The organism is Colwellia sp. 75C3 (genome assembly GCF_002836255.1).
Taxonomy (GTDB): Bacteria; Pseudomonadota; Gammaproteobacteria; order Enterobacterales; family Alteromonadaceae; genus Colwellia.
Map to the genome: position 1 here is coordinate 346,579 of NZ_PJAU01000059.1, position 23,907 is coordinate 370,485.

Sequence of the window (23,907 nt, forward strand, 5' to 3'; positions counted from 1 at the left end):
GGTAAAGTTTGATATAAAAAAACCAGTTTAACTATTACTCAATTATTGAGTGCAGTTAAACTGGTTTTGAATCGTTTACTTTCGTTAACTAACTATAAATTCTGTATAATTAGTTAATTTTAGAAACGGTAACTTGCTTCAAAGCTCATGTAACGAGCGCCTACACGACCTGTAGTATTACCCCAGTCCGCTCCGGCAACTTCTTCAACAGAAAGTTGGTCATCAGAGTTAAGTACATTATAAGCTGTTGCTTTTAGCAATAAATCACCGCCACCAACTTCAACGTTATAAGATAGACTTAAATCAAGCTCTTTAGTCCAGTCTGTAGTACCTGCTGTACCACGAGGTACAGGAGTTCCGTCTTCATCATAGAAAGATGCATCACCATACCATTGAGAACCACACCAACTAGCCCATACATTACCAGCAGCACAGCTATCTACACCATCAGGATGCATGCTAAACTTACTCATTGGAGCACCAGAAACGATGCGTGCATTAAAACCAAGTGTTAGTGCTTCAGTAATTTCGTAGTAACCATTAAACTTAAAGGCATGACGACGATCATTTGGTAAGTTACCATTTGAATGATCCATTAAATCAGCATAATCATAAGAGGTAGTCCAACCTGGATCGGCCTGACCATTATCGGTTCTAACTAAACCTTCAGTGTTACCCCAACCATGTGACCATGTATAAGATGCATTATAGTGGAAACTATCACCGGCAATGCCGCCTAATGTTGTTTCTAAAGCGCCATATTGGCGTTCAGCCTCTGGTAATTGAAGTTCACTTTTAGGGATACTTAATGTTTCTTTTACACCGTCGCCATCCATATCAAACTGCATTTCAAAGTCTTGACCTGGGTTAGCTAATACATAACCTGGAGTAACGTCAGAGACAATGCCATTTTTTTCAAAATAGGCAGCAATAGGTTGACCATAATCAGTATCTTCGATAGAGCGACCTAGGTCACGGTAGATAGCACGCATGCCAAGTACCATATCACCGTCCATTAACTCTTGCTCAAAACCAAAAGTAATTTCATCTGTGTACATAGATTCTAAGTTAGATGCTACGATTAGGTCCGGTTCTTGATATGCAGGAACAGTATATGAACCTATATTGTCACCTGTAGATGGTGAACCGTCAGCAAGTAAAACAACTTCGCCATTGGCATCCACTTGACCAACATTGTAGTATTCATGATGATCGTTACGGCTACCACCTTGAGTGATGTTCATATTAGCTGATACTGGTTGGAAGTAACGACCGTAAGTAGCAAACAACTTGGTTCCACCATCGCCAAATAAGTCATAGTTTACTTGGGCGCGAGGGGCGATTTGTCCTTTTACATCAACGTATTTTCTACCATCAGAAATAGTGTTAGATACATTAGAATAACGTACACCAACATTTAACACTAACTGGTCGGTTACAGTCCAAACATCTTGGATATAAAATGCAGTTGATGTTACGTCAGAATCTGTATAATCAGTACGAATACGTTGATCAACATATGGTGTGCCTTCAGGTAAACCATCATGGCCAGCTCCTGTTGCTTTCCTAGCCTCCCACCAGCCTTCACGACCAGGAACACCGTTTGGCCATTCCGTAAAATCGACATCAATATTGGTATAATCAACACCCATTTTTATGTCATGATCTTCAAGTGTCCAGTTAAAATCTAAACGAACTTGATCACGAACAAACTCACTTTCGGTGACATTATTTGCTGTCTCTGATGAAAGTTTATGCCATGTATCAGTTAATTTTGACCATACTAATGGATCGGTGTTAACAACAACATTGTTTGTTTCATCGGTAGTACGACCAGCAACCAATTCAATCGACATATCATCGTTTAATAGACCAGTATATTTTAAACCGTAAACATCACCACCGGTACTAGATGCATATGCACCTTTCGACTTGCCAACGGTTTGAGTCATAGGATCATTTTCGAAACTTTCACCACTACCTTTTTCGTCAAAACCTATAGCAGTGAATTCAACAGAGTGATTATCATTGATGTACCAATCTAACTTACCAAAATAGCGATCAGAGGTTGTTTCACCGTTATCTAAAGTTGTGGTTTTAGCCGCTTTATAATCCTTTTTTTGTGGCTCATACAAAGCGTAGAAGAATAAACTGTCTTCAATTAATGCACCACTTGCCCAGATATTAAAACGAGTAAACGTTGATTCATCTTGGGCGGTATTGACGTCCATACTACCGTCGTTTTTGTAAAGGTTGTTATGATGTGAGCGAGTTGCTTCTGGGTCTACACGTGCATAACCACCAAATTCAAATTCATTTGAACCTGATTTAGATATCGCGTTTACAATACCACCTAATGCACCACCAAATTCTGGATCAATACCGCCAGTTTTTATTTCTGTTTGCGCAATAGCTTCCCACGGCATCGAGATTGAACCAATACCTGTTTTGATAGAAGTAATATTAATACCGTTTAGGTAGTAACCATTTTCTGCAGAAGAAGAACCACCAATACTAGCGCCGCCAAATTCAGAGTTGCTGGTAGTACCCGGTGCTAATAAAGCCATGGCTTCAAAGCCAGACTCAACCGGCATTTTGTCTAATTCGCCAGCGGTAATGATAAGTCCGCCCGTTGATGATTCTAAATTAACACGACTGATTCTTGAACCAACTACTGAAATGCGCTCTACATCTGCATCAGTATTTGAACTTGAAAGCATCATGCCGTTAAAGGTAATAGCACCACCAACAGTTACCGTTAAGTCGTGCTTTTCAATAGTGTTATAACCATCTTTTACGATAGTCATCTCGTATTCACCAATAGGAAGTTTTCTTAAAGAATACTCACCCTTTTCATTGGTCTTAATGGTACGAGTAATGCCTTTACCTTTATGGACGAGAGTAATCACCGCCCCTTGGGTTACTTGATTATCAGTGTTAGTTACAACACCTTTTACTGAGCCGTTAAAAGCATCAGCTGCCATTACGCTAGGGGCAGATAGCATTAATGCGGTACCAACAGCAATTGCAGCTAGTGATCTACGTGCCTTGAAATTTGATTTAATCATTTTGTTATACCTGTATTGTTTTTTGTTTTATTTTTATAATATTTTTTATAATTTTTTGGTTTTATTTATTCCCTTACCTGACTAGCTCCCTTGTACTTTTCACTTGTCAGTAGTGGTGTTTCTCAAGCTAACAACACAGTAGTACAATTACATTTATATACGTTATATTGTATATTATCTACAATTAATTACTTTAATAGTAATATAAATAACATAAGAGTGAGTCAAGAAAGTTACTTTCTATTAGTAGAAAGACAGCAGTAGCATATGCTGGCGTAGGGAGAGTGAAAAATATTTAAAGCATACAGAACTCTTAGAATATAATACTCTTAGCTTATAACTTTTTTGGATATAGTACGGGTTGAGTTATGTTTTCGAAATTAAATACAGCGACATTAGCGTGGAATATACTTGCTATGTTTTTCTGATTGTTTTTTGAACGTACAAAAATATAATGATTACTCGGTGATTTTTAGTAATCGTAGGAAAAGCAGTGCAATAATGAGGGTGAATTAACTGTGTTGCTATTTATCAGTGCCACTTTCTTTCTGTAATAGGCTACAGTTTGATAGGTTTTTGTTTGTTTTTCTTGAAAGTTAGCACCAATACTGTGCCTAATAATATAGCAGCTGAAGCGAATACGACACGCAGGGTAATAGTTTCATTAAGCAGTAGAGCACCCGATAAAGTGACTAATAAGGGGACGCTTAATTGTACAATCGCGGCTTGAGTCGCTTTTAGTTCAGGTAAGACACTATACCAAATAATGTAACCAATGCCTGAGGTGAAAATACCTGACAACAGTGCATAGATAACACCGTCGCTTGCTAAATTGATGATGTTGTTTGTTGATAGATAAATTATTACCCATAGCAGTATTGCCATGGGTGCCGCTTTTATGAAGTTTCCAGCTGTGCTTGCGGCTGGGCTACTAGCACCTCTTCCTTGTAAGGTATAAATACTCCAAGCAACCCCCGATATACACATTAACAATGCTCCCATAATAGAAGGCGAACTTATGCCAGGTAGCATTAATATTACTAGTCCAATAAGCGCAAGAACGAAGCCCGTTATTTGTATCACATTAAGTCGTTCACCTTCACGATAACCTGCAATGGTCATAGTGATTTGTACCGAGCCGAAGAGTAATAAAGCGCCCGTTCCAGCCGCAATCAATCCGTAACCGTAAGTAAAACTAACGGCATATATAAACAAGGAAAAAGCGGCTAACCATGTTCCAGCCTTGTATGCCCTGTTATTTTTCTTACAGCTTAAATATAACCACAAAAATAATGCCCCAGATACGACTCTCAACATAATAAAGCTCGCTTCATCAATAGATGTTTCTTGTAAAGCAAAGCGAGTTATCAGTGAATTAGCGGCAAAGGCTAGTAGTGATAGAAACGTAATTAGGATTATGCGTAGTCGAGTCATCTATTGCCTTATCTTTGTTTGAGGAAGTTATAGCGTGAGGAGAAGTGATTTGATTGTGCATTTAAAATTAATGAAGGGGTAAATAAGATGAGAGCTCACCGAATTGGCAAGCTCACAACTTACTCGATGTGGTTAGACCATATCATCGAAAGGGTTTTTACTCGGTAGCGCAATACTATTTTTGAATTCAGCGAAAGTTAAGCTATCACTGGTTAACTCAATATCAGCCTCATTAATAAGACCTTCACCAAACTTGTAAATCAAATCAAATTGACCCTTGTTAGCGTTATCACGATAAACCTGCTGCGCTTGCTCTACTGAAACTAATTTTTGCTGATACGTTTCCATTGCTTCAGTGCCATAACGTTTTGCCATCATAGTTAACGTGACTTTTGGAGAAAACACGGTAGCTGTTGCGTTATTGCCACCAAAGCCTTTTGAATTGATAAAAGCAATATCCATATCAGGACAATGCCAATGTTCAGTAGCAATGTTTAGGTGTTCGTTATGAACATCTGTCGCAACTTCATCAATGGTGGTAATACCTGGCATAATATTATCGCTGAAAATGCCTAATGCCATCGCCATTTGATCGCCACTTGCGGGACCTAATGTATGACCCACATAAGCTTTAGGTGCAGCTACAGGCCAGTTTTTGATATCAAAACACTCAGCTACTTTGTGATAAATTAATGACTCAGTAACGCGATTTTGAGGGGTACTTGAACCATGCGCCAAAATAAAACTACGTTCTTGCAGTGCTTCTTTACCTAATACTTGTTCAGCTAAAGCGACAGATTTAGCCATGGTAATATAGTTACCTGGGCCTGGCGCGGTAATTGATTTTTTATAACCATCAGCATTAATAAATACATCGGCAACAGAGCCAAGTATTTTTGCGCCCATTTCTAAGGCAAGTGCATCATCCATCAAGACGATAAACTGTGCGCCTTCGCCCATGGTAAACCCACAATTCTCACCAAAAGGACGACTGGTTCGGCGATGATCAGCAGTATCAGTACCATCAAGTCTCTTTAAGCCTTCTTCATTGGCTAGTGCACTCATGTTGCCAAAGCCTTCAATCATTTCTGGTGTGATTGCTGCTTCACTACTGCCAACAATAGCGACACGAGTACGGCCAGCTTCTATGTCATGTACCGCTGCGCGTAGGTTATACAAAAATGTTGCACAAGCACCCGAGCTAGTAAACGTTGTACCGACATTGCCGGTAACATAAGCATTGATAAAATCGGTCGACATAGTATTTAAGCCCAGTGCTAATTGCTTAGTACTAACACGAGAACCAGCTAAGCGGCTCTTAATTAAGCCACCAAAACCTTCGTCATGCATCTGTCCCGCAATGGAAGCTGAATAGGTACCGACTTCATCAGGACTAATTTTAGCTAAAATTGCATCCCACGCTAATCCGGTTGAGTGAATAGCATCGGTTGCAGCAAATATTGTTGCTTGTAAGCCGCGAGGATGGTTTCGACTACTGTAGAGATCGGCAGGATCAAATCCTGTTGGAAACTGTCCCGCTGCTTTAATAGGGTTGTCACGATACGAGTCATGAGTAATGGTTAATTGCTCTGGGATTTCAACAGAAACTCTTTTGTCGCCTAAGTCGGTAACAATCCATGAATTGGGTACTGGCTGAGGTAATTCCTTAGCACGTAATTCAAAGGTAATATGTTTATCGGTAGGGCTGATATTCATTTTTTGATGCCAGTGAGTCGCATCAGGATCAAAATGATTCTTTTCAATTTTACGAATTAATGTCCCAGCAAGAATTTGTTGACCAAATTTAGCTTCTATCTCAGTAGCTAGAACAGTATTACCTTCAACATCAACTAAAGAGCCATCTTGACTGCTGACTAGTTTCATTAAGCTGGCTAGGCCAACAAAAGTTTCTTGGCGTGCTTGTGCATTTAATTTGTCGATAACTATACGGCGGAAGCCTTGATGAAACGAAGTACGACCTGAAGCATTAATACCGCCCATGCCAATTATTAAAGGTAAACGTGTCATGTAATAATCCACTTAAAGAATTTGAATAGCTGCAAAATGGTAATAATGCATCAGATGCTATCTATTCTAATGACTCCTTAAAATAATAATAAGCTAAAATGGCCTTATGATGTGTAATAATGGCCAAAAGTGACGCGTAAAGAGGAAGTGATGCCAAATAAGTTAATAAAAAAATATAATTCAGTCGATAAGCTAACGGTGAACTTACTGATTTATCCTCACGTTTTGGCTACAGGTGTTACCTTACCGGTAGAAATGTTACTCGCGGGAGAGGCATTTGCTAGGCGTTATGATAAATCAGTATTGAGGCTGAACACGCAATTTCTGAGTGAATCTTCGGACAGTATAAAATCTCGAGCAGGCATTACTATGGTTGCTGATATCACCCTTGATAGTGAATCATCTGTTAGCTCGATACTCCCTGATATCATTATTGTCCCGAGTTTGTGGCGTAATCCTCGACCGGTGCTTAAAAGTCATCAAAAACTAGTCGCTTGGCTAAAACATTGCTGGCAGCAGGGCAGTACCTTAATAGGTGTTGGTACCGGAGTATGCTTTTTAGCAGAGTCGGGTTTGTTAGATAACCATTCAGCGACAACGCATTGGCATTACGTCGAACAATTCAAAAGAGATTATCCTAAAGTTGATTTAAAACCCGATTTTTTTATTACCCAATCTGAGCGTATATATTGCGCTGCTAGTTTGAATGCCTTGGCCGATATTATTGTTCATCTTATAGCCCAGCATTATGGTAAAGCAGCAGCACAAAATGTAGAGCGAAATTTTTCCCATGAAATTCGTAAGCCTTATGAAGAACAGCGTTATTTAGAAGGTGCGGGCGATAGGCATGCTGATGAATTGATTGCTGAAATCCAGTTTTGGTTACGCACGCATTTAAATACGGAATTAACACTAACTGAGATTGCTAAGCAATTTGGGATGAGTCAACGTTCCTTTACTCGTCGATTCAAAGCCGCGACGGGTGTTAGGGCAACGCAATATTGGCAACAGTTAAGAATAGAGACCGCAAAGGAGTTACTGGCATCAAGTAACTTAACCATTCAAGAAATAGCTGATCAGGTGGGTTATCAAGACCAAGGACACTTAACGCGCCTTTTTAAAAAGGATTTGAGTTTAACACCGAAAGCTTATCGCGCTATGGTGAGGAAAAAGTTGTTTAGTTAAAGTAGAGAGCATTAAGAGCAGGCTTGATTATAAAAAGGACATGTTATGCTTGTATTAATGAATGATAAGTCACAATATTTTTTCCATGTGTTTTTGCCTCATAAAGCAAAGTATCAACTCGTTTAGCAAGAGAGTTGGGGCAATCGCCTTGGGTTACTTCACAAATCCCTAAACTAATGGTGATATTAATATCTGCAACTAATGTCTTACTTGCAACGGTCAATCTTAATTTTTCAGCCAACTTAATCGCATCAACTTTAGTTTTTGATTCCGATAAAATGACAAACTCTTCCCCACCAATTCTAAATAGATGATCTGTTTCTCTAATATTATTTTCGAGTAATGCACCAAAATTACGCAATACAGTATCGCCAACATCATGGCCAAAACTGTCATTGATTTTTTTAAAGTCATCAATATCTATGCTGATAATAGAGAAGGGCGTTTGGTAGCGATTAAAAACAGCAAGTAAGGATTTGATTTTAAGATTATAGGCTTTTCTATTTTTTACTCGTGTTAGTTCATCGAGTAACGTTTGTTCCTGTAATTTTTGATTGGCTTTTTCTAATGAGGTGATATCCCGACTGATACCTAAAATACCGGTGTTAGTGCCATCATAAACGAAAGGTATTTTTTTAGTTAAAAGATAGACCTCATTGTTATCAGGATAGGTTACCCACTCTTCGTTAGTTCTGACGTCACCTTCAGCGAGCATGAGTTTGTCGTTTTGTCTGAATAGGTTGGCCGTATCATGACTAAAAATTTCATAATCATCTAGACCAATGAGTTCATCATAGGTTTTATCAATAAAATTTAGGAAGGCAGTATTACAGCCAATATATTTAAAATTTTTATCTTTGTAAAAAATTAAGTCATCAATTAGGTTGATGACGGAGGTGAGTAATAAGTTATTATCCAAATTTTTCATGTAACCGTCCCTGATTCTATTCGTTTGATTATTTTGTTAGGATAAACGAACTAAAAATAAAACTATTTTTATCCCACTAATATACCCATAAACTTGCTCTTTAAGCAAAACAAACAGCTATTACTTGTCACAAGCTATCAGCTACGGCAAAATAACGGTTCTAACATTATTATTTGAGAAAAACATGAGCGAAAAACTATCAACCGCACTCTCTATAGCCGAAAAACAAATTAGCCAAATGCTAATCATGCAAGATGCGATGAACAGTCGTGTTAGCGATACATGGCGTGACAATGGTTATGAGTGGTATCGTGCAATTTGGGTTGAATGTGCAGAGATGTTAGATCATCACGGTTGGAAGTGGTGGAAACATCAAGAGATTGACATCGCTCAAGTACAATTAGAACTGGTTGATATTTTTCATTTTGGTTTGAGTTTACGTTTAATGTCAGGTGATAGCGCTGACTCAATCGCCAGTGTACTTGCTAAAGAATTACACCAAGGTACAGCAGAAAGCGACTTTAAAATAGCGCTAGAAAATTTAGCGTCTGCAGCTGTTACAGGCAAAGCTTTTGATGCTAAAGCGTTAGCAGATTGTATGTCGTTAATGAATATGGATCTGGATGAACTATTCAGACAATATGTTGGCAAAAACACACTAAACTTTTTCCGTCAAGATCATGGCTATAAAGAAGGTAGTTATATTAAAGAATGGCACGGTGAAGAAGATAACGAAGTGTTAGCAAAACTTGTCACTACTTTAGATACCGGTGCAGATGACTTTCAACAGCAATTGTATAAAGCGTTAGAAGAAAAATACCCGGCTTAAATAGTTATACTATATATAAGTAAATAATATGGGTGCAGTATTAAGATGCTGTACCTATATCTTAAATCCGCATTACGGTTAATCTCAACTCAACATAAGTAAAGCCAATAAACCCCCGCTCCACAAATATCCTCATAATAACGATCATTGGCACACATTCTGCTTAATTCAAGTTAACTAGTACGTTTATTCTCTGAGATAGAGAAAGCGTCAAGAATTTGAATCGTCGGAGAAGTATATGGAACTGATATTATTTACATTGATCACCTTAGTGGTAATTGTTGCCGTGTTAGCAAGTCGTTTAAACGATAATAGCTTTCCTTTTCCTTTTGATAGTAAGAAGGCCATTTTTACTCCCGCAGAAAAAAACTTTCAAAATCTTGTTGAACAAGCACTAGGTGCAAAATATCGTGTGTTAAATCGTGTCAGACTAAGTGATGTGGTTACTATACGTAATGGTGTATCAAGTCGTGCAAGTCAAACCGCTGCAAAAAGTGCTGAAACCAAATATCTGGATTTTGTCATTTGCGATCGTAGTAGCATGAAGTTACTTGGCGCCATTGATTTAGTTGATACACAGGGCCGAGGTTATAAAATTAAGAAAGATTGGTTTGTTAGTGGTAGCTTGGAAGCTGCTTCAATTCCTCATCTTCGTATTAAAGTAAAAGCCAATTACACCTTAGAAGAAATTAGATCTTGTATTCATACTCGTCTCTTAGGTAAATCAGCGGCTAACTTTGCTCCTCAACCGAAAGTGAAAGGGCGGATCATTCCAGCCCCTATGGTCAGAGCAAGAAATAAATCAGTTGGCGCAATGACTGCCGCGGCAGCTAGAGCGCAAGTTGAGCAACAAACACCTATAATGCCACAAATGTCAGCAGGGCAATTAGGCGGCATGCCAGCAACATCGTTATCTCACTAGGCAATAACACTAGTATTCAAAGAAAAATAGAATAAATGAGCTAACGTCGCATGCCTTAATCCTGAAATAACAGAATGAAATTAAAAATCCGACATTGTTTAATGTCGGATTTTTTACTTTAGGTAAGAGTAATATGCAGCTGAGCCGTAAAAACAACCATCCCTTGAATAAAAAACCATCAAACAAACAATAAAGATGAAAAAAGTGCAAAATATTTGAATTTAGCTATTGCAAGGGGCAAAACATTACACTAGAATTCGCACCACTTAATGTAGTGCCGACTTAGCTCAGTTGGTAGAGCAACTGACTTGTAATCAGTAGGTCGCCAGTTCGATTCCGGCAGTCGGCACCATTAATACTTATTTAAGCATAGCTTTTATAAGGTACCTTGGAAAAGGTATAGGCTTAAGTGGAGGGGTTCCCGAGTGGCCAAAGGGATCAGACTGTAAATCTGACGGCTCAGCCTTCGGTGGTTCGAATCCACCTCCCTCCACCATCTTTCGATTAATACTTATTGTGAAATAAGCATAAATCAAAAAAAGAGATATCTGATAGAAAACGCGGGCGTCGTATAGTGGTAATACCTTAGCCTTCCAAGCTAAAGCTGCGAGTTCGATTCTCGCCGCCCGCTCCAATCTTTGTATATGAATGCTGATATGGCTCAGTTGGTAGAGCGCACCCTTGGTAAGGGTGAGGTCGGCAGTTCGAATCTGCCTATCAGCACCATTCCTAGATTATCTATCCTATCTCAAATTAAATATCAAACTTAAACAGTAAATAATTACTATACCCAGAGGTATCTTACAATGGCTAAAGAAAAATTTGAACGTAATAAACCACATGTAAATGTTGGTACTATTGGACACGTTGATCACGGTAAAACTACTTTAACAGCCGCTATCTCTGCGGTATTAACTAAAGTTCACGGTGGTGAAGTTAAAGATTTCGCACAAATCGATAACGCTCCTGAAGAACGTGAACGTGGTATTACAATCAATACTTCTCACATCGAATACGATACAGCTGCACGTCACTATGCACACGTAGATTGTCCTGGTCACGCCGATTATATCAAAAATATGATCACTGGTGCTGCACAAATGGATGGCGCTATCTTAGTAGTTGCTGCTACAGATGGTCCTATGCCACAAACACGTGAGCACATCTTATTGTCTCGCCAAGTTGGTGTTCCTTTCATTATCGTTTTCATGAACAAATGTGATGTTGTTGATGATGAAGAATTGTTAGAGCTAGTAGAAATGGAAGTTCGTGAACTTCTTTCTGAATATGATTTCCCTGGTGATGATTTACCAGTAATTCAAGGTTCAGCTTTAGGCGCTCTTCAAGGCAATGAAGCATGGGAAGCGAAAATCATTGAGCTTGCTGATGCATTAGATACTTACATTCCAGAGCCAGAGCGTGCAATCGACGGAGCATTCATCATGCCTATCGAAGATGTATTCTCAATCTCAGGTCGTGGTACTGTTGTTACTGGTCGTGTTGAACGTGGTATCATCAGAATTGGTGAAGAAGTAGAAGTTGTTGGTATCCGTGATACACAAAAATCAACTTGTACTGGTGTTGAAATGTTCCGTAAGCTTCTTGACGAAGGTCGTGCTGGCGAGAACTGTGGTGTTCTTCTACGTGGTCTTAAGCGTGAAGATGTTGAACGTGGTCAAGTACTATGTGCTCCTGGTTCAATTTTACCACACACTAAATTCGAATCTGAAGTTTATGTTCTTTCGAAAGATGAAGGTGGTCGTCATACTCCATTCTTCAAAGGATACCGTCCACAGTTTTACTTCCGTACAACAGATATCACAGGTGCTGTAGAGCTTCCTGAAGGTGTTGAAATGGTAATGCCTGGCGACAACCTTAAGTTTGTTGTTGAGCTAATCAACCCAGTAGCGATGGATGAAGGTTTACGCTTCGCTATCCGTGAAGGTGGTCGTACTGTTGGTGCTGGTGTTGTTTCTAAAATTATGTCTTAATTTGTCTTTAACATCGATTTAGTTATTTACTAAATCATCGGTTAAAACACAAATTCATATTAGAAATAATACTGAATAAAGAAGGTCGCTAACGCGGCCTTTTTTGTGTCTGAAATTTAACAATGATGGTGCTAAGTAAGTGAAAGTCGGAGTGACTTGTGAGGTAACTGTGCTTTATTGGTTATTCCGAAGCTACCTGAACCGGCATCAACTGTTTTTATATTAACCGCTTTATCTTTATTACTTGCTATGTATAACAATAAGTAGCTAATCTTGCGCAATATCACAAATACTTCTTGAGTAAAACACTGGGCTGAGTATAATAACGCCTCACTTCTCGAGTATCTCTTATTTCCCTAAAAACTAAGATTCACCTGATGAGTGTAACTGTTGCTTTATATGCAACCTGTAGGGGTGTAGTTCCAATTGGTAGAACAGCGGTCTCCAAAACCGATGGTTGGGAGTTCGAGTCTCTCCACCCCTGCCATTTTGAGTAAACATAGGTAAATTTACGTATGTTGTAGCGGCTTGTTATACACAAGTCGTGTTATTAGAAAGTATATAAATACGGAATAGAATTATGAATGCAAGTACAGAAGAGCAACCAAGCAGTTCTTTCGATACAGTAAAGTGGGGAGTTATATTCTTACTTTTAGCTGGTGCTGTTGCGGGTAATTACGTTTACGGTGAAGAATCAGTATTAATTAGAGCCGTTGCAGTTGTAGTAATGGTTGGTGTTGCTGGTTTAATCGCATTACAAACTGAAAAAGGTCGTAATGCCGCTATATTTGCAAAAGAAGCGCGTACTGAAGTACGTAAAGTTGTTTGGCCAACACGTCAAGAAGCCGTACAAACAACAGGTATTGTGTTAGTAGTGACTTTATTGATGTCATTACTACTTTGGGGATTAGACTCCGTTCTTTTCTGGTTAGTTGGTTTAGTTACAGGTATGCAGGTTTAGTTATGTCTGAAGAAAATATGTCAGAAGAAAGTATCTCTCCTGAAGGCGAAGAAAAGAAAGTAAATTTAAATCCGAAATTGCGTTGGTACGTAGTACAAGCATTTTCAGGTTATGAAGGTCGCGTTCAAAAAACATTACTTGAGCATATTGGAATTCACGGCTTAGAAGATAAGTTTGGTGAGATTTTAGTTCCTACTGAAGAAGTAATAGAAATGCGCGCTGGTCAAAAGCGTAAAAGTTCACGTAAGTTCTTTCCTGGGTACGTTTTAGTGCAAATGGAAATGGATGTTGATGCTTGGCATTTAGTGAAAAGCGTACCGCGTGTTCTTGGTTTTATTGGTGGTACGAGTGATCGTCCTGCACCAATTACCCAAAAAGAAGCGGATCGTATTTTACAGCGTCTTGAAGAAACAGATAAGCCTAAGCCTAAGACATTATTTGAGCCAGGTGAAGTTATCCGTGTTATTGACGGACCGTTTGTTGACTTTAGTGGTGTGGTTGAAGAGCTTGATTACGAGAAAAACCGTATCAAGGTATCAGTACTTATCTTCGGTCGTTCAACGCCAGTTGATTTAGAATTTGGTCAAGTTGAAAAGGGTAGCTAATTAGCCACCACTATTCATTTGATATAAAACGCTTGCCTTGTGCAGGCGTTTTTTGTTTCTGTCGTTCTATATTCATTGTGATTAGCGGATCTTTGTTTTCAAAGCAGAGTAAAATGATAGGAAAATATTACAATCACGTATTGGTAAAGCCTGTAAGTTGTTAATACATACTAATGCTTTAATTTCGGTTATTAGTGATCAGTGTGGCTTTAATAATATCTCTAACTTCAACAGACGCTTTCTCATGATAAAAGGCAATACGCCCAAACAATTTAGAAAAAGTATTAAGGCGCCTTCGCCCCTTTAATAGGGGGATCTTTATCCTTATGGTTTCGTTAAAAAAAGTGACGGACTAAATTATAAGGCTTAGACCGTGGAGGGAAATTATTCAGACATTGCTGTCATGGCTAATAAATACCCGTTGGAATTTTATAGCCATTGATCAACTCAGCGGTTATTGTTTTCGTCAGGTCCTTGAGCTCAAGTGATATTGCGTCCCTCTGGACTTATGTTGCGCTGATATACCGTTTGAAATATCCCCGTTTAACATAGTCCCTGCACTTATAGCATGAGGTGGGTTATTAACACCAAAACCGTATAACATGCTCACTTGGTAAGTATTTTATCCACTCCGAATCGCCGCTGCTGATAATGGAGTTATACGTGTTACTTTGAAGCGGAATTTTACTACTACAAGCTGAGATAAGTGCAATTTTAACAAGCAGTATTATCTTAATGAAATGATATAAAACGGGGTAAATGTCGTGCTTTTTACCGTGATGTTAAAGTTATAATTTTAACATCAACTATTGGTTAATTGTGACCATATGCTAATACTTGGCAGATGAGAGTAATCTCATCAGTAAGTGAACAGTTCATTCATAAAATTATTGAGTATCATCAGCTTTACTCTGTAGTAACTGATTAAGCTTATCTATTTTTGCTTCAAGTATTAGCATATCTTCTTTAGTCGCTATGACTTGCTTAGGCTTACCTTCTTCTTCATGCATCACTTGCATTGCATCAACGATGATACCAATAAATAAATTAAGCACTGCGAAGCTAGTAATGATAATAAATGGGAGAAAGAAAATCCAAGAGAGTGGAAATAACTCCATCGTTGGACGGACTATGCCCATGGACCAACTTTCTAATGTCATTACCTGAAATAAAGTATAAGCCGAGGCACCAATGCTACCAAACCATTCTTGCATATTAGCGTCGCTATGACTGCCAAATATTTTAGTGGTAAGTACTGCTGAGACATAAAATATAATACTTAATACACCTACTACTGAAGCCATGCCGGGCAGTGAATGGCCCAGTGCGCCAATTACACGACGCATTTGCGGCACCACAGAAAGTAATCGTAATACCCGTAGTATTCTAAAAGCTCGTAATACTGATAAAGCACCGCTTGTTGGTACCCAAGAAATGGCAACAATGATGAAGTCGAACCAATTCCAGCCTGAGCGGAAAAAATCTTTCTGATAAACGACTAATTTTAAAAGTAGTTCTATAGAGAAAAACACCAAAATTGTGATGTCGATTATATGAAGAGTATCGGCGTTGGCTTTACCAAACTGAGTAGTTTCCAAGCCAAGAGTCACTGCATTAAAAAGAATAAGAAAAATAAGAAAGTTTTGAAATACCTTACTTTCAATGAATTTTTGTAATGGAGAGTCCTGCTTACTAATAGACGACAATGTGATCACCAATGTTGATAAAACCAAAGTATAAAATATGGGTTGTCCCGCTAGATTCAAGAGAAAAACTGCTACTATTATGTATATAAGTGTAACCAGAAAGAGGTGGGTATGTATAAAACCAATGGGCGTTATTGTCTATGCATATTCTATTTACTGTGATGATGCCTTTTGTTGCGAACGGTGAAAACATTTTTATCATTGAAAGCTATCACGAAAATTTTCAGTGGGATATTGAATATAAGAAAGGCATTACGGAGAATCTATCGGGAACCCATAACTTCAGCTATTTTCAAATGGATACTAAACGCCTACCAAAAGATAAACATGCACAAATGGCCGATCATGCATGGCAGAAATATTTATCGATCAAGCCTGACATTGTAGTGTTAGGTGATGACAATGCACTGAAATATTTAGGACCTAGGTTAAAGCATACCAATACACCTGTAGTGTATTTAGGTATTAACAATAACCCGCGGAATTATGAGCTATATCAAGCGAACAATATTACCGGGGTACTAGAAAGGCCCTTACTCAAACGTTCAATCATATACCTGAATAAATTATTTGAACATGTTGATAAAGTGTTGGTGTTATTTGACGCTAGTCCATCCTCAAGTGCGGCAGTCAGTATGGAATTTAAAACAAGCAATGTCATGAAGCTTGGGGGAATATCTATAGAAGTTGATCAGATCACTCAATATTCACTATGGCAACAGAAGGTTAGGAAAGCCAAGAATAATGAAATTGATTTTATTATTCTTGGCTTGTATCAGACTATGCTTGATGAGCAAGGTAACATCGTCAGTGCAAGCCAAGTGATAGAGTGGACAAGTGCACATAGTTTAGTACCAGTTTTTGGTTTTTGGGATTTTTCTATCGGTGAAAATAAAGCCATTGGTGGTTTAGTGATAGAAGGTTACCAGCAAGGGTATTCTGCAGCACAAATACTTAATCAAATCATTGCCGGTAAAAAGGTTATAAATATACGGCCACAAGTAGCCAAAAAAGGTCGCTTTATCTTCAGCAAAACAGAATTAGCAAAACACAAGTTAGTTATCCCCAATGAGCTGAAGAAAACAATCAATTGGGTAAAGTGACAGATAAAATTTAAGCTGCGATTAGCGGTTCTTATATCAAACGGATTAATTCTCACAAAGTGCGTAATCAAATAGTCCGATAGTATTGCTCATAGCTAGCATCAAATATTATCGGGCTTCTGCTTTAAATTCCCTCAATAGAATAAAGATCTTGTAATGAATTGGCTGGTTAATATATAATCCGCTGCCGCTTATTTTTAGCGCGCACGAAATAAGCTCTAATAGGTTGTGAAAACAACTGTTTTTAAAGTGAATTTTGTAAACAGGGAAGCAAAAAGTTTGCGATAAGTGGTGAATTCCACCTTGGCGTTAAATGATTTGCGTTAATTACCCAAACACAAGGTATTTTAAAATGGCTAAGAAAGTCCAAGCTTTAATCAAGCTACAAGTAGCTGCTGGTGCAGCTAACCCGTCACCACCAGTTGGTCCTGCATTAGGTCAACATGGTGTTAACATCATGGAATTCTGTAAAGCGTTCAACGCGAAAACAGATTCTTTAGAAAAAGGCGCTCCGGTTCCAGTAGTAATTACTGTATATAGTGACCGTTCGTTTACTTTCGAAACAAAAACTCCACCTGCTTCTTTCTTATTGAAAAAAGCAGCTGGCATAAAAAGCGGCTCTGGCCGTCCTAACACTGAAAAAGTTGGCACTGTTACTACAGCTCAACTTGAAGAAATTGTTAAGACAAAAGAACCTGATTTAACTGCTGGTTCTCTTGAAGCTGCAGTGCGTACCATTGCGGGCTCTGCTCGTTCAATGGGTTTAGTGGTAGAGGACTAATCAATGGCTAAATTATCAAAACGCGCTCGTCTTATCCGTGAAAAAGTAGACGTAACAAAAGAATATGATATCAATGAAGCAGTTTCTTTATTAAAAGAATTTGCTACAGCTAACTTCCGTGAAAGCGTAGATGTTGCTGTAAATCTTGGTATTGATGCACGTAAATCAGATCAAAACGTTCGTGGTGCTACGGTATTACCAAACGGTACTGGTCGTGAAGTACGTGTTGCAGTATTTACGCAAGGCGAAAACGCAGAGAAAGCTAAAGCAGCTGGTGCTGACATCGTTGGTATGGAAGATTTAGCTGCGCTTGTAAAAGCTGGCGAAATGAACTTCGACGTTGTTATTGCTTCTCCAGATGCAATGCGTGTTGTTGGTCAACTAGGTCAAATCTTAGGCCCTCGTGGTTTAATGCCTAACCCTAAAGTTGGTACAGTAACTCCTGACGTAGCTGGCGCTGTTAAAAACGCTAAGTCTGGTCAGATCCGTTACCGCAACGACAAGAACGGTATCATCCATACTACTATTGGTAAGGCTGATTTCGAACCTGCACACTTGCAAGAAAACTTAGAGTCTTTGCTAGAAGCGCTTAAAAAAGCAAAACCAGCAAATGCTAAAGGTCAATACTTGAAGAAAGTTTCTCTTTCTACAACTATGGGTGCCGGCGTTGTCGTCAACCAAGCAACGCTAACTCAAGCTTAATATTACTGGTAATTTATTACCTGTAAATATTGTTGAGTAAAGTTTTGTGTATTGAATCTTTACAAGGGCAAAATTATAATCTATAATTTCGCCCCTTAAATTTTGGTAGGAGTTGTGCTGTTTTTAGACCTATTCATTCGAGTAAAATTGAGTGAAGTCTGATAAATACACAACCCCCGTCCAAGACCGTAGGTGCAGTTATGTCTTCTGATATAATTGCTTAATTTATCCTACGTAGATGGTGATTACCCAGATATTTCCTAGATTTTTCTGGTCCTCGCCGTTATGGCTTAGCTAGTAAGTAATTAGTAGCTAAGGATTGTAAATGCCGGTACTTTTTACCGGTCTGAACCAGGAGTTAAAGCCAATGGCTATCAATCTTGATGACAAAAAAGCAATTGTTGCTGAAGTTCAAGAAGCTGCTAATGGCGCTCACTCAGTTGTAATCGCGGATGCCCGTGGTGTTACAGTTGAAGCAATTACTGTATTGCGTAAGCAAGCACGTGAAAATGGCGTATGGATGAAAGTTGTCCGTAACACATTAGCACGTCGTGCAGTAGAAGGTACTGAATTTGAATGCGTTGCTGACGTATTCAAAGGACCTTCATTAATTGCTTTTTCAAGTGATCACCCAGGTGCTGCTGCACGTTTATTCACAGATTTCGCTAAAGCTAACGAAAAATTTGAATTAAAAGCAGCTGCATTTGAAGGTAACGCAGTAGACGTAAATATGTTAGCGAAGCTACCTACTTACGACGAAGCGATTTCACGTTTGATGAGCGTTATGAAAGAAGCATCTGCAGGCAAATTAGCCCGCACGTTTGCTGCTATACGCGATCAGAAAGAACAAGAAGCAGCTTAATTTATTTTTTGTTTACCCAGGTAAACGCAATAAAAGCACTTTTTGTAATTATAGTTATTCAAAACAGCATATTATATCTTTATATAAGGCTGTTTATTAAAAAACAGGAAATTTAAAATGTCTATTTCTAAAGACGATATCTTAAACGCAGTTGCTGAAATGTCAGTAATGGACGTTGTTGCTTTAATCGAAGCAATGGAAGAAAAATTTGGCGTATCTGCTTCTGCAGCAGTTGCTGCAGCTGGTCCAGCTGAAGCTGCTGAAGAACAAACTGAATTTGACGTTGTTATGACTAGCTTCGGTGAGAAGAAAGTTGCAGTAATCAAAGCAGTTCGTGGCGCTACAGGTTTAGGCCTTAAAGAAGCTAAAGATTTAGTTGAATCTGCTCCTAAAGCAATCAAAGAAGCTGTAGATAAAGCTGAAGCTGAAGCGCTTAAGACACTTCTTGAAGAAGCTGGTGCTTCTGTTGAGATCAAATAATCTGTTTTTAAACAGATTATTTGCCTGAAAAGGCATGGCTGGTGATTTAAACGTCACCGGCCTTTTTGCGCTTTTGTTGTTAAGAAATAAATGTTTTTATTTCTTAACAAAGCATTATTAAGCGTTTAGGTAATTTTCTAATTATTAGAAAATAATCTAGTAATATTTAGACGTAAATATTACAGCATAACCTGTCTAACTGAGCTTTGCTCAGTAGGCAGATTTGGCCATAACCAGCAAGCTGAGGAACCCCATGGCTTACTCATACTTTGAGAAAAAGCGAATTAGAAAGGACTTTGGTAAAAGTGCACAAGTAATGGAATATCCATTCTTGTTGTCCATTCAACTCGATTCTTTCCGCAAGTTTATTGATATTGACGCAACAGGTGAAACCGGTCTAGAGGCTGCTTTTCGTTCTATTTTCCCGATTAAAGCTTATTCAGGTAGCTCAGAATTACAATATGTTAGCTATCGTTTAGGTGAACCATTATTTGACGTTAAAGAATGTCAAATTCGTGGTGTGACTTATTCTGCACCATTACGCGTAAAATTACGCTTAGTGGTTTACGATAAAGAAGCCGCAGCAGGTACTGTTAAAGATATCAAAGAGCAAGAAGTGTACATGGGCGAAATCCCGTTGATGACAGATAACGGTACTTTCGTAATCAATGGTACTGAGCGTGTTATCGTTTCACAATTACACCGTTCACCTGGTGTATTCTTTGATCACGATAAAGGTAAAACTCACTCATCGGGTAAAGTATTATATAACGCACGCGTTATTCCTTACCGCGGTTCATGGTTAGACTTTGAATTTGATCCAAAAGATAACTTATTTGTACGTATAGATAGACGCCGTAAATTACCAGCGTCAATCATTTTACGCGCACTAGAATATTCTACTGAAGAAATTCTGGCGATGTTCTATGACACAACTGAATACACCATTAAAGGTGATAAGTTAGTCATGGATCTTATCCCTGAACGTCTTCGTGGTGAAACAGCTATTTTTGATATTTCTATCAAAAAAGGTGAAGTATTAGTTGAATCTGGTCGTCGTATTACGGCACGTCATATTCGCGCTTTATCTAAAGCTAAAATTGAGAAACTAGACGTACCAGCAGAGTACATTGTTGGTCGTGTTTTATCAAAAGCTTACATCGACAAATCTACGGGTGAAGTAATTGCTGAAGCAAATGCCGAAATCACGTTAGAATTATTAGCCGAGCTTAGCCAAGCGGGCCATAAAGTATTATCTACTTTATACATGAACGAATTCGATGTTGGTTCATACATGTCTGACACTCTTCGTGTAGATGGTTCAACTAACAAGTTAGAAGCGTTAGTTGAAGTATACCGCATGATGCGTCCAGGCGAGCCACCAACAAAAGATGCGGCAGAAACGTTGTTTAACAACTTATTCTTCGCATCAGAGCGTTACGACTTATCTAAAGTAGGTCGTATGAAGTTCAACCGTCGTGTTGGCAACGCAGATGATGTTGGTACTGGTATCTTGTCTAAAGAAGACATTATTTCAGTAATGAAAACCTTAATCGGCATTCGTGACGGTAAAGGCGAAGTTGATGATATCGATCACTTAGGTAACCGTCGTATTCGCTCTGTTGGCGAAATGGCTGAAAACCAATTCCGTGTTGGTCTTGTTCGTGTTGAACGTGCGGTACGTGAACGTTTAAGTCTTGGTGACTTAGATGCAATCATGCCACAAGATCTAATCAACGCTAAGCCAATTTCTGCGGCAGTGAAAGAGTTCTTTGGCTCATCACAATTGTCACAGTTTATGGATCAGAACAACCCGTTATCAGAAGTAACACATAAACGTCGTATCTCAGCCTTAGGGCCGGGTGGTTTGACACGTGAACGTGCTGGTTTTGAAGTACGAGATGTACATCCAACGCATTACGGTCGTGTTTGTCCAATCGAAACGCCAGAGGGTCCAAACATTGGTTTGATCAACTCGCTTTCATGTTACGCACGTACCAATGATTACGGTTTCTTAGAAACACCTTACCGCAAAGTTATTGACGGTTTGGTTACTGATGACATCGATTATCTTTCAGCAATTGAAGAGGGTAACTTTGTTATCGCTCAGGCAAATGCTCAAAGTGATGATAAAAATATGTTAACTGAAGAGTTAGTTAACTGTCGTCACAGAAATGAATTTACGTTGAAATCTTCTGCTGAAGTTCAATATATGGATGTTTCTCCACAACAAATTATTTCTGTTGCGGCGTCACTTATTCCATTCCTTGAACACGATGATGCTAACAGAGCCTTGATGGGTTCTAACATGCAACGTCAAGCTGTACCTACTTTACGAGTTGATAAACCGCTTGTTGGTACGGGTATGGAAAAAGTAGTAGCTGTTGATTCAGGTGTTACTGCAGTTGCCAAACGTGGCGGCGTAGTAAGCTATGTTGATGCATCACGCATTGTTGTAAAAGTTAACGAAAATGAAATGCATGCTGGTGAAGCCGGTATTGATATTTATAACTTAACTAAATACACGCGTTCTAACCAAAATACTTGTATCAACCAACGTCCAGTGTGTCGTATGGGTGAACCTGTTGTACGTGGTGATGTATTAGCCGATGGTCCTTCAACAGATATGGGTGAGTTGGCTTTAGGTCAAAACATGCGTATCGCATTTATGCCGTGGAATGGTTACAACTTCGAAGATTCAATGTTGTTATCTGAACGTGTTGCTATTGAAGATAGATTTACTACTATTCATATCCAAGAGTTAACGTGTATTGCACGTGATACTAAATTGGGTAGTGAAGAAATTACTGCAGATATTCCAAACGTAGGTGAATCAGCATTATCTAAATTAGATGAAGCTGGTGTTGTTTATATTGGTGCTGAAGTAAATGGTGGAGATATCTTAGTTGGTAAAGTCACACCTAAAGGTGAAACACAACTTACACCAGAAGAAAAACTACTACGAGCAATTTTCGGTGAGAAAGCTGCTGACGTTAAAGATAGTTCATTACGTGTACCTAACTCTGTTAAAGGTACTATCATCGATGTTCAAATATTTACACGCGACGGTGTTGAAAAAGATGCTCGTGCTGTAGAAATTGAACAAATGCAACTTAAAGAAGTTAAGAAAGATCTTGGCGATGAATTAAGCATTTTAGAAGATGGTATTTACGCACGTACTAAGAAATTGTTGTTATCTACTGGTCTTAATGAGTCTGACTTAATGTCTATGTCTCGTGACAAGTGGTTAACACAAAACTTATCTGATGAAGGTCAACAAGCTGAACTTGAGCAAATTGCTGAGCAATTTGACAATATCAAGCAAGACTTTGATAAGAAGTTTGAAGTTAAACGTCGTAAGATCACTCAAGGTGATGACTTACAACCAGGCGTATTAAAGATTGTTAAGGTTTACTTAGCCGTTAAACGTCACATACAGCCAGGTGATAAAATGGCTGGTCGTCATGGTAACAAGGGTGTTATTTCAAACGTAGTACCTGTTGAAGATATGCCATACGATGAGCACGGTGTACCAGTTGATATCGTATTGAACCCGTTAGGTGTTCCGTCACGTATGAACATTGGTCAGATCTTAGAAACTCACTTAGGTATGGCGTGTCGCGGTATCGGTGAAAAGATCAACCGTATGCTAGAAGCACAACAAGAAATTCATAAACTACGTAACTTCATTCAAGATGTTTACAATGTAGGTGAGTCTCGTCAAGTCGTTGATGTTGCTAGTTTCTCTGATGACGAAGTTATGCGCTTAGCGGGTAATTTACGTGCCGGTTTACCAATTGCTACACCAGCATTTGATGGCGCTGCAGAGAAAGAAATCAAAGAGCTATTTACACTTGCAGATATGCCACAAAGTGGTCAGTTCGTACTTACAGATGGCCGTACCGGTCGTGAGTTTGAGCGTCCTGTTACTGTTGGTTATATGTATATGTTAAAACTGAACCATTTAGTTGATGACAAGATGCATGCTCGTTCAACTGGTTCTTACTCACTAGTAACTCAGCAACCACTAGGTGGTAAAGCTCAGTTCGGTGGTCAGCGTTTCGGTGAGATGGAAGTTTGGGCATTAGAAGCATACGGTGCTGCTTATACCCTACAAGAAATGCTTACAGTTAAGTCTGATGATGTTAACGGTCGTACTAAGATGTATAAAAACTTAGTTGATGGTGATCATCGCATGGAACCGGGCATTCCTGAGTCATTCAACGTATTGTTGAAAGAAATCCGCTCGTTAGGTATTAACATCGAGTTGGACAAAGACTAGGTATTAAGCCATAAGTCAGCTGAGCTTATCCTGATGGATA

General features: G+C 38.8%; 17 protein-coding genes, 5 tRNA genes and 1 pseudogene. 18 read left to right on the plus strand and 5 right to left on the minus strand.

The window, feature by feature from the left end; all coding sequences use genetic code 11:
- Nucleotides 1–119: 119 nt before the first annotated feature.
- The 3 genes from CXF85_RS18800 to CXF85_RS18810 form a co-directional block, all read right to left on the minus strand.
- Nucleotides 120–3,068, minus strand: coding sequence for a TonB-dependent receptor (locus CXF85_RS18800; RefSeq protein ID WP_101230173.1), 2,949 nt, complete (start codon nt 3,066–3,068; stop codon nt 120–122).
- Nucleotides 3,069–3,626: 558 nt separating this feature from the next.
- On the minus strand, nt 3,627–4,502 hold the full coding sequence (locus CXF85_RS18805; RefSeq protein WP_101230174.1) for a DMT family transporter: 876 nt from the start codon (nt 4,500–4,502) through the stop codon (nt 3,627–3,629).
- 132 nt (nt 4,503–4,634) lie between these two features.
- Entirely contained in the window at nt 4,635–6,530 is a 1,896-nt protein-coding gene (locus CXF85_RS18810) for a beta-ketoacyl synthase (protein ID WP_101230175.1), read from the minus strand.
- Nucleotides 6,531–6,680: 150 nt separating this feature from the next.
- On the opposite strand from CXF85_RS18810, the gene CXF85_RS18815 reads away from it, so the two are divergent.
- The gene (locus CXF85_RS18815; protein ID WP_101230176.1) at nt 6,681–7,715 is read left to right on the plus strand and encodes a GlxA family transcriptional regulator; all 1,035 of its coding nucleotides are present in this window, start codon (nt 6,681–6,683) and stop codon (nt 7,713–7,715) included.
- 43 nt (nt 7,716–7,758) lie between these two features.
- Here the strand turns inward: CXF85_RS18815 and CXF85_RS18820 are convergent, their stop codons facing one another.
- Nucleotides 7,759–8,643, minus strand: a complete 885-nt coding sequence (locus CXF85_RS18820; protein WP_101230177.1) for a sensor domain-containing diguanylate cyclase — start codon at nt 8,641–8,643, stop codon at nt 7,759–7,761.
- A gap of 184 nt (nt 8,644–8,827) precedes the next feature.
- Here CXF85_RS18820 and CXF85_RS18825 point away from each other — a divergent pair, with 184 nt between their 5' ends.
- The 11 genes and pseudogenes from CXF85_RS18825 to CXF85_RS18875 all read left to right on the plus strand — a co-directional run.
- Nucleotides 8,828–9,472, plus strand: coding sequence for a dUTP diphosphatase (locus tag CXF85_RS18825; protein ID WP_101230294.1), 645 nt, complete (start codon nt 8,828–8,830; stop codon nt 9,470–9,472).
- A 238-nt stretch (nt 9,473–9,710) separates the two neighbouring features.
- Nucleotides 9,711–10,394: a DUF2726 domain-containing protein gene (locus CXF85_RS18830; RefSeq protein ID WP_101230178.1), complete on the plus strand. Its 684-nt coding sequence runs from the start codon at nt 9,711–9,713 to the stop codon at nt 10,392–10,394.
- Nucleotides 10,395–10,670: 276 nt separating this feature from the next.
- Nucleotides 10,671–10,746: transfer RNA gene (locus CXF85_RS18835), tRNA-Thr, on the plus strand.
- 59 nt (nt 10,747–10,805) lie between these two features.
- Nucleotides 10,806–10,890, plus strand: a tRNA-Tyr gene (locus CXF85_RS18840).
- Between the two features lie 64 nt (nt 10,891–10,954).
- Nucleotides 10,955–11,028: transfer RNA gene (locus CXF85_RS18845), tRNA-Gly, on the plus strand.
- Nucleotides 11,029–11,044: 16 nt separating this feature from the next.
- Nucleotides 11,045–11,120, plus strand: a tRNA-Thr gene (locus CXF85_RS18850).
- Between the two features lie 80 nt (nt 11,121–11,200).
- A complete protein-coding gene (gene tuf, locus CXF85_RS18855; protein WP_101230179.1) occupies nt 11,201–12,385 on the plus strand; it encodes an elongation factor Tu in 1,185 nt (394 codons plus the stop codon).
- Between the two features lie 410 nt (nt 12,386–12,795).
- Nucleotides 12,796–12,872: transfer RNA gene (locus tag CXF85_RS18860), tRNA-Trp, on the plus strand.
- A 93-nt stretch (nt 12,873–12,965) separates the two neighbouring features.
- On the plus strand, nt 12,966–13,346 hold the full coding sequence (gene secE, locus CXF85_RS18865) for a preprotein translocase subunit SecE (protein WP_101230180.1): 381 nt from the start codon (nt 12,966–12,968) through the stop codon (nt 13,344–13,346).
- 17 nt (nt 13,347–13,363) lie between these two features.
- Nucleotides 13,364–13,951: a transcription termination/antitermination protein NusG gene (gene nusG, locus CXF85_RS18870; protein WP_101230295.1), complete on the plus strand. Its 588-nt coding sequence runs from the start codon at nt 13,364–13,366 to the stop codon at nt 13,949–13,951.
- Nucleotides 13,952–14,075: 124 nt separating this feature from the next.
- Nucleotides 14,076–14,258, plus strand: a pseudogene (locus CXF85_RS18875) (helix-turn-helix domain-containing protein); the annotation flags it as partial.
- 580 nt (nt 14,259–14,838) lie between these two features.
- On the opposite strand, the gene CXF85_RS18880 reads toward CXF85_RS18875, so the two are convergent.
- Entirely contained in the window at nt 14,839–15,657 is an 819-nt protein-coding gene (locus tag CXF85_RS18880; RefSeq protein ID WP_101230182.1) for an ion transporter, read from the minus strand.
- Between the two features lie 140 nt (nt 15,658–15,797).
- Here CXF85_RS18880 and CXF85_RS18885 point away from each other — a divergent pair, with 140 nt between their 5' ends.
- The 6 genes from CXF85_RS18885 (at nt 15,798) to rpoB (ending at nt 23,867) form a co-directional block, all read left to right on the plus strand.
- Entirely contained in the window at nt 15,798–16,760 is a 963-nt protein-coding gene (locus CXF85_RS18885) for an ABC transporter substrate-binding protein (protein ID WP_101230183.1), read from the plus strand.
- A 352-nt stretch (nt 16,761–17,112) separates the two neighbouring features.
- Nucleotides 17,113–17,541, plus strand: a complete 429-nt coding sequence (rplK, locus tag CXF85_RS18890; protein WP_033092461.1) for a 50S ribosomal protein L11 — start codon at nt 17,113–17,115, stop codon at nt 17,539–17,541.
- Between the two features lie 3 nt (nt 17,542–17,544).
- Nucleotides 17,545–18,243 carry a 50S ribosomal protein L1 gene (rplA, locus tag CXF85_RS18895; RefSeq protein WP_101230184.1) on the plus strand — a complete coding sequence of 233 codons (699 nt, stop codon included), beginning with the start codon at nt 17,545–17,547 and terminating at the stop codon, nt 18,241–18,243.
- A gap of 367 nt (nt 18,244–18,610) precedes the next feature.
- On the plus strand, nt 18,611–19,105 hold the full coding sequence (rplJ, locus tag CXF85_RS18900; RefSeq protein WP_101230296.1) for a 50S ribosomal protein L10: 495 nt from the start codon (nt 18,611–18,613) through the stop codon (nt 19,103–19,105).
- Nucleotides 19,106–19,222: 117 nt separating this feature from the next.
- A complete protein-coding gene (gene rplL / locus CXF85_RS18905) occupies nt 19,223–19,585 on the plus strand; it encodes a 50S ribosomal protein L7/L12 (RefSeq protein ID WP_101230185.1) in 363 nt (120 codons plus the stop codon).
- A gap of 253 nt (nt 19,586–19,838) precedes the next feature.
- Complete coding sequence (rpoB, locus tag CXF85_RS18910) at nt 19,839–23,867, plus strand: DNA-directed RNA polymerase subunit beta (RefSeq protein WP_101230186.1); 4,029 nt, start codon at nt 19,839–19,841, stop codon at nt 23,865–23,867.
- Nucleotides 23,868–23,907 lie beyond the last annotated feature (40 nt).

What these genes read in the sequence shown, in the direction of transcription:
- CXF85_RS18800 (WP_101230173.1), bottom strand. Translation starts at nt 3,068, where the DNA reads ATGATTAAATCAAATTTCAAGGCACGTAGATCACTAGCTGCAATTGCT.
- CXF85_RS18805 (WP_101230174.1), bottom strand. Translation starts at nt 4,502, where the DNA reads ATGACTCGACTACGCATAATCCTAATTACGTTTCTATCACTACTAGCC.
- CXF85_RS18810 (WP_101230175.1), bottom strand. Translation starts at nt 6,530, where the DNA reads ATGACACGTTTACCTTTAATAATTGGCATGGGCGGTATTAATGCTTCA.
- CXF85_RS18815 (WP_101230176.1), top strand. Translation starts at nt 6,681, where the DNA reads ATGCCAAATAAGTTAATAAAAAAATATAATTCAGTCGATAAGCTAACG.
- CXF85_RS18820 (WP_101230177.1), bottom strand. Translation starts at nt 8,643, where the DNA reads ATGAAAAATTTGGATAATAACTTATTACTCACCTCCGTCATCAACCTA.
- CXF85_RS18825 (WP_101230294.1), top strand. Translation starts at nt 8,828, where the DNA reads ATGAGCGAAAAACTATCAACCGCACTCTCTATAGCCGAAAAACAAATT.
- CXF85_RS18830 (WP_101230178.1), top strand. Translation starts at nt 9,711, where the DNA reads ATGGAACTGATATTATTTACATTGATCACCTTAGTGGTAATTGTTGCC.
- tuf (WP_101230179.1), top strand. Translation starts at nt 11,201, where the DNA reads ATGGCTAAAGAAAAATTTGAACGTAATAAACCACATGTAAATGTTGGT.
- secE (WP_101230180.1), top strand. Translation starts at nt 12,966, where the DNA reads ATGAATGCAAGTACAGAAGAGCAACCAAGCAGTTCTTTCGATACAGTA.
- nusG (WP_101230295.1), top strand. Translation starts at nt 13,364, where the DNA reads ATGTCAGAAGAAAGTATCTCTCCTGAAGGCGAAGAAAAGAAAGTAAAT.
- CXF85_RS18885 (WP_101230183.1), top strand. Translation starts at nt 15,798, where the DNA reads ATGCATATTCTATTTACTGTGATGATGCCTTTTGTTGCGAACGGTGAA.
- rplK (WP_033092461.1), top strand. Translation starts at nt 17,113, where the DNA reads ATGGCTAAGAAAGTCCAAGCTTTAATCAAGCTACAAGTAGCTGCTGGT.
- rplA (WP_101230184.1), top strand. Translation starts at nt 17,545, where the DNA reads ATGGCTAAATTATCAAAACGCGCTCGTCTTATCCGTGAAAAAGTAGAC.
- rplJ (WP_101230296.1), top strand. Translation starts at nt 18,611, where the DNA reads ATGGCTATCAATCTTGATGACAAAAAAGCAATTGTTGCTGAAGTTCAA.
- rplL (WP_101230185.1), top strand. Translation starts at nt 19,223, where the DNA reads ATGTCTATTTCTAAAGACGATATCTTAAACGCAGTTGCTGAAATGTCA.
- rpoB (WP_101230186.1), top strand. Translation starts at nt 19,839, where the DNA reads ATGGCTTACTCATACTTTGAGAAAAAGCGAATTAGAAAGGACTTTGGT.